Origin of the sequence: Mesorhizobium sp. (genome assembly GCF_004962925.1) — a bacterium.
Classification (GTDB): Bacteria; Pseudomonadota; Alphaproteobacteria; order Rhizobiales; family Rhizobiaceae; genus Mesorhizobium.
The window spans coordinates 4,415-11,472 of the sequence record NZ_SUEO01000117.1 but is presented as its reverse complement, the minus strand read 5'-3'; the positions used below and the strand labels follow the sequence as shown (position 1 = coordinate 11,472).

At 60.2% G+C, this 7,058-nt stretch carries 6 protein-coding genes, 1 other RNA gene and 1 pseudogene; 2 read left to right on the top strand and 6 right to left on the bottom strand.

Features of this window, described 5'->3' with window-relative positions:
- The 4 genes and pseudogenes from E5W87_RS21530 to E5W87_RS21515 all read right to left on the bottom strand — a co-directional run.
- Positions 1-405: pseudogene (locus E5W87_RS21530) on the bottom strand (ABC transporter permease subunit); the annotation flags it as partial.
- 16 nt (positions 406-421) lie between these two features.
- Complete coding sequence (gene modA / locus E5W87_RS21525; protein WP_292401966.1) at positions 422-1,216, bottom strand: molybdate ABC transporter substrate-binding protein; 795 nt, start codon at positions 1,214-1,216, stop codon at positions 422-424.
- A gap of 296 nt (positions 1,217-1,512) precedes the next feature.
- Positions 1,513-2,307, bottom strand: coding sequence for a thymidylate synthase (locus E5W87_RS21520; protein WP_292401929.1), 795 nt, complete (start codon positions 2,305-2,307; stop codon positions 1,513-1,515).
- Positions 2,308-2,464: 157 nt separating this feature from the next.
- The gene (locus E5W87_RS21515) at positions 2,465-2,776 is read right to left on the bottom strand and encodes a DUF2853 family protein (protein WP_095518624.1); all 312 of its coding nucleotides are present in this window, start codon (positions 2,774-2,776) and stop codon (positions 2,465-2,467) included.
- Between the two features lie 170 nt (positions 2,777-2,946).
- Here E5W87_RS21515 and ssrA point away from each other — a divergent pair.
- Both ssrA and E5W87_RS21505 read left to right on the top strand, forming a co-directional pair.
- Positions 2,947-3,302, top strand: a transfer-messenger RNA (tmRNA) gene (ssrA, locus tag E5W87_RS21510).
- A gap of 132 nt (positions 3,303-3,434) precedes the next feature.
- Positions 3,435-3,983, top strand: a complete 549-nt coding sequence (locus tag E5W87_RS21505) for an AAA family ATPase (protein WP_292401926.1) — start codon at positions 3,435-3,437, stop codon at positions 3,981-3,983.
- A 17-nt stretch (positions 3,984-4,000) separates the two neighbouring features.
- Here the strand turns inward: E5W87_RS21505 and E5W87_RS21500 are convergent, their stop codons facing one another.
- Positions 4,001-5,797, bottom strand: coding sequence for an acetolactate synthase 3 large subunit (locus E5W87_RS21500; RefSeq protein ID WP_292401923.1), 1,797 nt, complete (start codon positions 5,795-5,797; stop codon positions 4,001-4,003).
- A 420-nt stretch (positions 5,798-6,217) separates the two neighbouring features.
- Positions 6,218-7,058, bottom strand: an 841-nt coding sequence (locus E5W87_RS21495) for an MFS transporter (RefSeq protein WP_292401920.1), incomplete at its 5' end; no start/stop codon positions are given.

Sequence of the window (7,058 nt, the reverse complement as noted above, 5' to 3'; positions counted from 1 at the left end):
GGCGCCAAGCGTTCCGGCTGCCGCCTCGATTCTGCGGTCGACCGCCTCGATCGACAGCCGGATCGCCCGCACCATCAAGGGAAAGCCCATGACCGCGCAGGCCAACGCCGCACCCGTCCAGCGAAAAGAGAAGACAATGCCGAAATGCTCGGCCAGAAAGGCCCCGGCCGGGCCGCGCCTGCCGAAGGAGAGCAGCAGCAGATAGCCGACAACCACCGGCGGCAGGATCAACGGCAGATGCACCAGCCCGTTGAGCAGCGTCTTGCCCCAGAATTGTCCACGGGCAAGCACAAGCGCGATCAATATGCCGGGCGGCAGGCTGGCGATCATCGCCACCGTCGCCACCTTGATCGACAGCCGGACCGCATTCCATTCGTCGGGGGTGAGGTCCAGCAGCCAGTTCATCTTTTGGCGTCGTGCCTCAGTTGCTCGGCGTAAGGACCGTAAAACCCTGCGCCTTGAAGAGCTCGCCGGCCTTGGCGGACTGCAGGCATTTCAGGAATGCCGGCGCATCCTTGTCCTTCGAATCCGCGATCTGAGCAACCGGGTAGACGATCGGAGGGTGCGTATCCTCCGGGAAGGTGCCAACCACTTTCACGCCGGGCTCGGCGTGCGCGTCGGTGGCGTAGACGATGCCGAGTGCTGCCTCGCCGGTCGAAACCAGCTTGAGCGCGGCGCGCACATTCTCGGCCTGCGCCACCTTGCCTTCGACCGAGGACCAGACGCCGAGCGATTCAAGTGCCGCCTTGCCGTATTTGCCGGCCGGCACCGCCTTGAAATCGCCCATGGCAAGCCTGCCGTCGCCGATCAGCCCGGCAAGATCAAAACCCTTTTCGATCCTGGTTTCGACCGGCGAATCCTTCGGCGCCACCAGCACGATCTCGTTGCCGAGCAACTTCACTTCGGTATCCGGCTTGGTCAGCTTCCTATCGGACAGATATTTCATCCAGTCGAGGTCGGCTGAGATGAAGACATCGGCCGGCGCGCCGCCCTCGATCTGCTTGGCCAATGCGGAGCTTGCCGCATAAGAAACGGTTGCCGCCTCGCCGACATCGGCCTCGCAGGCGGTGTTCACGGCGTCCAGGGCGTTCTTCATGCTTGCTGCGGCGAAGACGATCAGTCTGTCATCCGCGTGGGCAGCCGGCATAGCGGCGATCAGCATCGTCGTGAGACCACCAATGGCAGCCGCCTTCAATCCGAAACCCTTGCGCAGCAGCATGAAACTCTCCCCGGAGCTTGAAAATCCGATCGGCGCCAGCCTGCCAATCGATATATCCACATGAATATAACAAGGGAAGGCTTTTTGCCAGACTTGGCCCGGGCAATGGCCCAGTTAATGGCCCGGCCGATGGCATTGCGTGTTGTCGCCACCGCTCGCGATCAATTGAGGTGGATACAGCGAAACGTTGCGGGCCGGTGCCGCAGGTCAAGGGATATCGTGGTCGGCATCGACGAACGGACAGCAGCCGAGCGATTTCGAGACAGGGTCGGTAGAAGCTCGATGTTTGCGGCTCACACCGCGATCGGCGCCTTGATCGTCGCATCGGCGAGGTAGTTTTCCAGCCGGAAATCCTCGAAGCGGAAGGCAAAGATGTCCTTCACCTCCGGATTGATCCATAGCGCCGGCAGCGCCTTGGGCGTGCGCCGCAACTGTTCGCGCGCTTGCTCGAAGTGGTTCGCGTAAAGATGCGCGTCACCCAGCGTATGGACGAAATCGCCCGGCTTCAGCCCCGTCACCTGCGCCACCATCAGAGTGAGCAGCGCATAGGAAGCGATGTTGAACGGCACGCCGAGAAAGATATCGCCGGAACGCTGGTAGAGCTGGCAGGAGAGCCGGCCTTCCGAGACATAGAACTGGAACAGGCAATGACAGGGCGGCAGCGCCATGGCTTCCACTTCGGCCGGGTTCCACGCCGAAACGATCAGCCGTCGGGAATTAGGGTTCTTGCGTATCTCCTTCAACAGATTCGCAATCTGGTCGATGGCGCCGCCATGGCCGTCCGGCCAGGAGCGCCATTGCTTGCCATAGACCGGGCCGAGGTCGCCATTCTCGTCGGCCCATTCGTCCCAGATCGAGACGCCGTGGTCGTTGAGATATCTAGTGTTGGTGTCGCCAGCCAGGAACCACAGAAGTTCATGCACGATCGACTTCAGGTGAAGCTTCTTGGTGGTGGTGACCGGAAAGCCGCGTGCAAGGTCGAAGCGCATCTGATAGCCGAACACCGAGCGCGTACCGGTGCCGGTGCGGTCGCCGCGGTCGGCGCCGTTTTCCAGCACGTGCTTCAAGAGGTCGAGATACTGGCGCATCGGCTTCGGCTCGATTAGGGGGCTCGATTCGGGTTACCGGCCATCATAACCGACTGGCTGCCGGCCGAACATATTAAAGCGCAGAATGTTCCAACAAACAGTTACACTCTGGGCTGGCGCGGAAATCGCGCCAGCATCCGCCGCTGCAAGATGATTGTCAGAGGCTGGCGAGCTTGCCCAGGTCCTTGGCGACCAGGTAATAGAAGGTCACGCGGCTCTTGGTGTTGTCGGCCTCCATCGCCTTGCAGGTCTTTTCGATGGCCGCGTCCGCCTTGCTGCCGTCGGCAATGCCGAGCTTTTTGGCAACCCAGTTGGCTTTGACGCGATCGAGTTCCTTGGGATCCGTGCAGGACACCAGCGAGGAATCCCGATTCCTGAGCGCAATGCCCAAGTGCTTCACGATCTTGGCGACCGCGTCGGCATCTGCCGCGGCGTCGTACTTCTTCACGTCTGCGAGATAATCGGCCATCAAATTTCCCCTCGTCGGCGCCACGGGATCCAGTCGATGAGGGTTGTGGCGCGCTGCCGCAAAATGTGCGCTAGGTCGGTAACGCCTCACCGCCGCAAAGCTTCGGTTGAGACCGTTCACAAGTCAAGCCTTGGCGATGCCGTTTGACACAGCGACAAAGCATCAATTGAGCCCTTTCATTTTCCACGATCGGTCCCTATATCTGTTTTGTCGGCTTGACCGACTATGGCGATAAACAGGCGATGAAATAAGCCGTTCGGACCCGGGGGCGGTACCCGGCGCCTCCACCAAAAACCGCTCTTCAAGAGCGGCTTTTGCTGGGGGCGAAATAGGATCGACGAAGGTGTAAAGATCGTACTTTTGCCCGGCATTGTACCACCGTTATCGGGCTAAACTTATAGTTGCCAACGACAACTATGCGGAAGCACGTCTCGCCGCGTAAGCGGTGCGATAGCTTCAATTCAAGCCCTAGTGGTTCGCACTTCTAGGCGGGGTTCGGAGGTACCTGGCAACAGAAACCTCCACTTCTCCTCCTTTGATTTCCCCTTGATATTGTGACGGCAGCAGGCTTGTTGGCCGCGCTTCTTGCGCTGCGCCAGTCGCGAAGCTGTCTTGCTGGCAAATGCGGGCTGCCGCATTCATCCAAAGGGCCAAAAGAATGCAAAACGATTCCGATCGCTTTTTCGTGCTGACCGGCGGCCCGGGTTCCGGCAAGACCGCATTGATCGAAGCCTTACGGTCGGCCGGCCTTGCCACCTCGACCGAAGCCGGACGCGGCATCATCCGCGACCAGGCGGCGATAGGCGGCTCTGCCCTGCCCTGGCACGATCCGGCACTGTTCGCCGAACTGATGCTGTCCTGGGAGCTGCGCTCCTACCAAGCCGCGCTCGAACAGAACGGGCCTGTCTTCTTCGATCGCGGCGTGCCGGACACTCTTGGCTATCTGCGCCTCATTGGCCTGCCGGTGCCCGACCACGTCAGGAATGCCGCCGAACGTTTCCGCTACGCCAATCATGTCTTCATCGCACCACCATGGCCGGAGATCTTTCGGCAGGACAGCGAGCGAAAGCAGACCCTCGACGAGGCCGAACGCACCTATCATGCGCTGACCAGTGTCTACACGGAATTGGGCTACGAGCTGGTCCCGTTGCCCTTGGCGCCGGTCGAGGCGCGACTGCGATTTATCTTCGCCGAGGCAGGCTTGTAGCGAGCAGCCACCCACGTTCATACCAATCCCTGGCTGATCGTGTCGATCGCGCTGCCAAAGGTTTCGTCGATAGCCTCATGCGGCAAGTGCATCTCATCGTGCGCTCTGCCCGTCCTGATCATCGGAAAACAATTGGCGAGTTTGGCAACACGGCAGTCAAAGAGCACCGGTCGGTCTACATCGATCATTTCCCGGATCGCATCGTCAAGGTCGGCTGGTTTCTCGCAAAATATGCCGACCGCACCGAACGCTTCCGCCAATTTGACAAAGTCGGGCAAGGCTTGGGAATAGGAATGTGCAAGACGGTTCCCATGAAGCATTTGCTGCCATTGGCGAACCATGCCCAGATATTCATTATTCAGGATGAATATCTTGATGGGCGCATTGTACTGAACCGCGGCCGACATCTCTTTCATCGTCATCTGAACCGATGCGTCGCCGGCAATATCGATGACGAGGCTCTTCGGGTGTGCGATCTGCACGCCCAGCGCCGCCGGCAGGCCATAGCCCATCGTCCCGAGGCCGCCCGAACTCATCCAGCGGTTCGGCTTTTCAAAGCCGTAGAATTGGGCAGCCCACATCTGATGCTGGCCGACTTCAGTGGTGATGTATGTGTCGCGATCCTTCGTCAACTCGTAGAGACGCTCGACCGCATATTGCGGCATGATCACGTCGTTGTTTGTCTCATAAGAAAACGAATTGCGCGCACGCCATCGGGCGATCTTCCTCCACCAGCCGTCGAGGCGGCTTCCGTCCGGGCTCTGCGGCAGGCCGCGCCATAGGCGAACCATGTCGCCCAAAACACGGCCGACATCGCCTTGAATGCCGATATCGACGCGGACGCTCTTGTTGATCGAGGATGGATCTATGTCGACATGGATCTTCTTAGAGGTTGGCGAGAAAAGATCCACGCGCGAAGTCACGTGGTCATCGAAGCGAGCACCAATGCAGATCATGACGTCGCAATCATGCATGGCCTTATTCGCCTCATAGGAACCGTGCAGGCCGACCATCTTTAGCCAGTTCTTGCCGGAGGCGGGATACGCTCCAAGGCCCATAAGCGTCGAGGTGATCGGAAAATCAGTCAGTTGAACCAGTTCCCGGAGCAGTCTCGATGCTTCCGGGCCGGAATTGACGATACCGCCACCGGTATAGATGACGGGACGGCGCGCATTGGCCATCAATTCTATCGCCCGGCCGATCTCGGTCATGTCGCCCTGCACCTTCGGCTGATAGCTTTTCAGTGCGACAACATCCGAAGGCGGCGTGTACGTGCCAGAAGCAAACAGAACATCCTTCGGCATGTCGACGAGGACGGGCCCCGGTCGCCCGGACTGGGCGATGTGGAATGCCCTATGGATCGTTGAGGCAAGTTCATTGACGTCTTTGACCAACGCGTTGTGCTTGGTGCAGGGCCGGGTAATGGCAACTGTGTCGCATTCCTGAAAGGCATCGGAGCCGATCAGTGTTGTCGGCACCTGTCCGGACAGACAGACAATCGGCACGGAATCCATGAGCGCGTCTTGCAGCGGCGTTACGGCATTTGTCGTGCCCGGGCCCGATGTGACCAGCATCACGCCGACCTTGCCCGTGGACCGGGCATAACCCTCGGCGGCATGGCCGGCGCCTTGCTCATGGCGCACCAGGATATGCTTGATGTCATCCTGCTGGAATATCTCGTCATAAATCGGCAATACGGCCGCGCCGGGATAGCCGAAAATATGCTTTACGCCGTTGTCTTTGAGTGCGCGGAGAACGATCTCCGCTCCTGTCATGCGGTTGCTCGTAGCCTGAATGGAATTATCGCCGGTCATGGTTCTGCCCCGTAGCGTGATGAGGATGGTTTGACGGGGCATCGCCGAATTTCGGGCATAAAAAGAATTTCGGGCATAAAAAAAGGCCCCGTCAGGAGCCTGTCTGTCGCGCACGGGAGGCTGTCGCCGGATGGTTACACCATCCTGCCCGTGCGCTTTCCTACCACTGCAAGAACCATTTCGATCTTCATGATCATCGCTGCTACACAGAAAACTGCTCATCGTCAACGTCTCTTGGCAGAGGCGGCGCGAGCGGCGCAAACGTGATCTGCGTCCCCCCGCGCGGCTGGGTGTCCAGGCCGCCTCGCCCACTCCCGGCGCATCGCTGGTTGCGGGCCTTCGTGAGGGAGATTTTACTCTCCGCAGACGTGAAAAAGGCCGGGAATGACCCGGCCTTTTCATGCTCTCGTTGGAAAGCGTCTACTCTGCCGGCGCTTCGACAACCTCCCGTCCACGGCCGAGCGTCAACTTGGCCAGCGTGAAGGAGATCACCGCGCAAAGCGTGATGCCGGCCACCATCGGCAGCGGTGTTCCGTCGAAGAACACGCCGGCGATGCCCATGGCGACCGCACCGATGGCGAAGTGCAGTGTGCCCATCAGCGCCGAGGCCGTGCCGGCGATCGCGCCATGCTCCTCCATGGCCAGCACCGAAGTCGTCGGGATGACCAGGCCGAGGAACCCGTAGCCGACGAACAGCAGCGCCGCCATCACGTCGAGCCGGTCGACGCCGGACGCCATCACCGCGAACAACACCACCATCGTCGTTGCATAGCCGACCACCGCGACCCGCACCACGGGTCTTAGCCCGAACCGTTCGGACAGCACCCCCGTCAACTGCGACATGCCTATGAAGGCGACCGCGTTGATCGAGAAGAACACGCTGTAGACCGACGGCGACAGCCCGTAATGGTCGATCAGGATGAAGGACGAGCTCGACAGATAGACGAAGAAGCTCGCGATCCCGAAGCCGCCGATAGACGCCAGGCCAAGGAAGTTGCGGTCGCCCATCAGGAAGCGATAAGCGGAGAGCGCGGTACCGAACGAACTGCCTGCACGCGCCTCGACCGGCCGTGTTTCCTTGAGCGAGGTCGCCAGCAGGATGGTGGCAAGCACCGCCCCACCCGTTACCGTCCAGAACACGGCACGCCAGCCGAAATTCTCGATGATGACGCTGCCGGTCAGCGGCGCCAGGATCGGCGACACCGAAAACACCAGCATCAAGAGCGACATCAGCTTGGCAGCGTCGGTGCCGGTGTGCAGG

What these genes read in the sequence shown, in the direction of transcription:
- E5W87_RS21520 (WP_292401929.1), bottom strand. Translation starts at nt 2,307, where the DNA reads ATGCGCCAGTATCTCGACCTCTTGAAGCACGTGCTGGAAAACGGCGCC.
- E5W87_RS21515 (WP_095518624.1), bottom strand. Translation starts at nt 2,776, where the DNA reads ATGGCCGATTATCTCGCAGACGTGAAGAAGTACGACGCCGCGGCAGAT.
- E5W87_RS21505 (WP_292401926.1), top strand. Translation starts at nt 3,435, where the DNA reads ATGCAAAACGATTCCGATCGCTTTTTCGTGCTGACCGGCGGCCCGGGT.
- E5W87_RS21500 (WP_292401923.1), bottom strand. Translation starts at nt 5,797, where the DNA reads ATGACCGGCGATAATTCCATTCAGGCTACGAGCAACCGCATGACAGGA.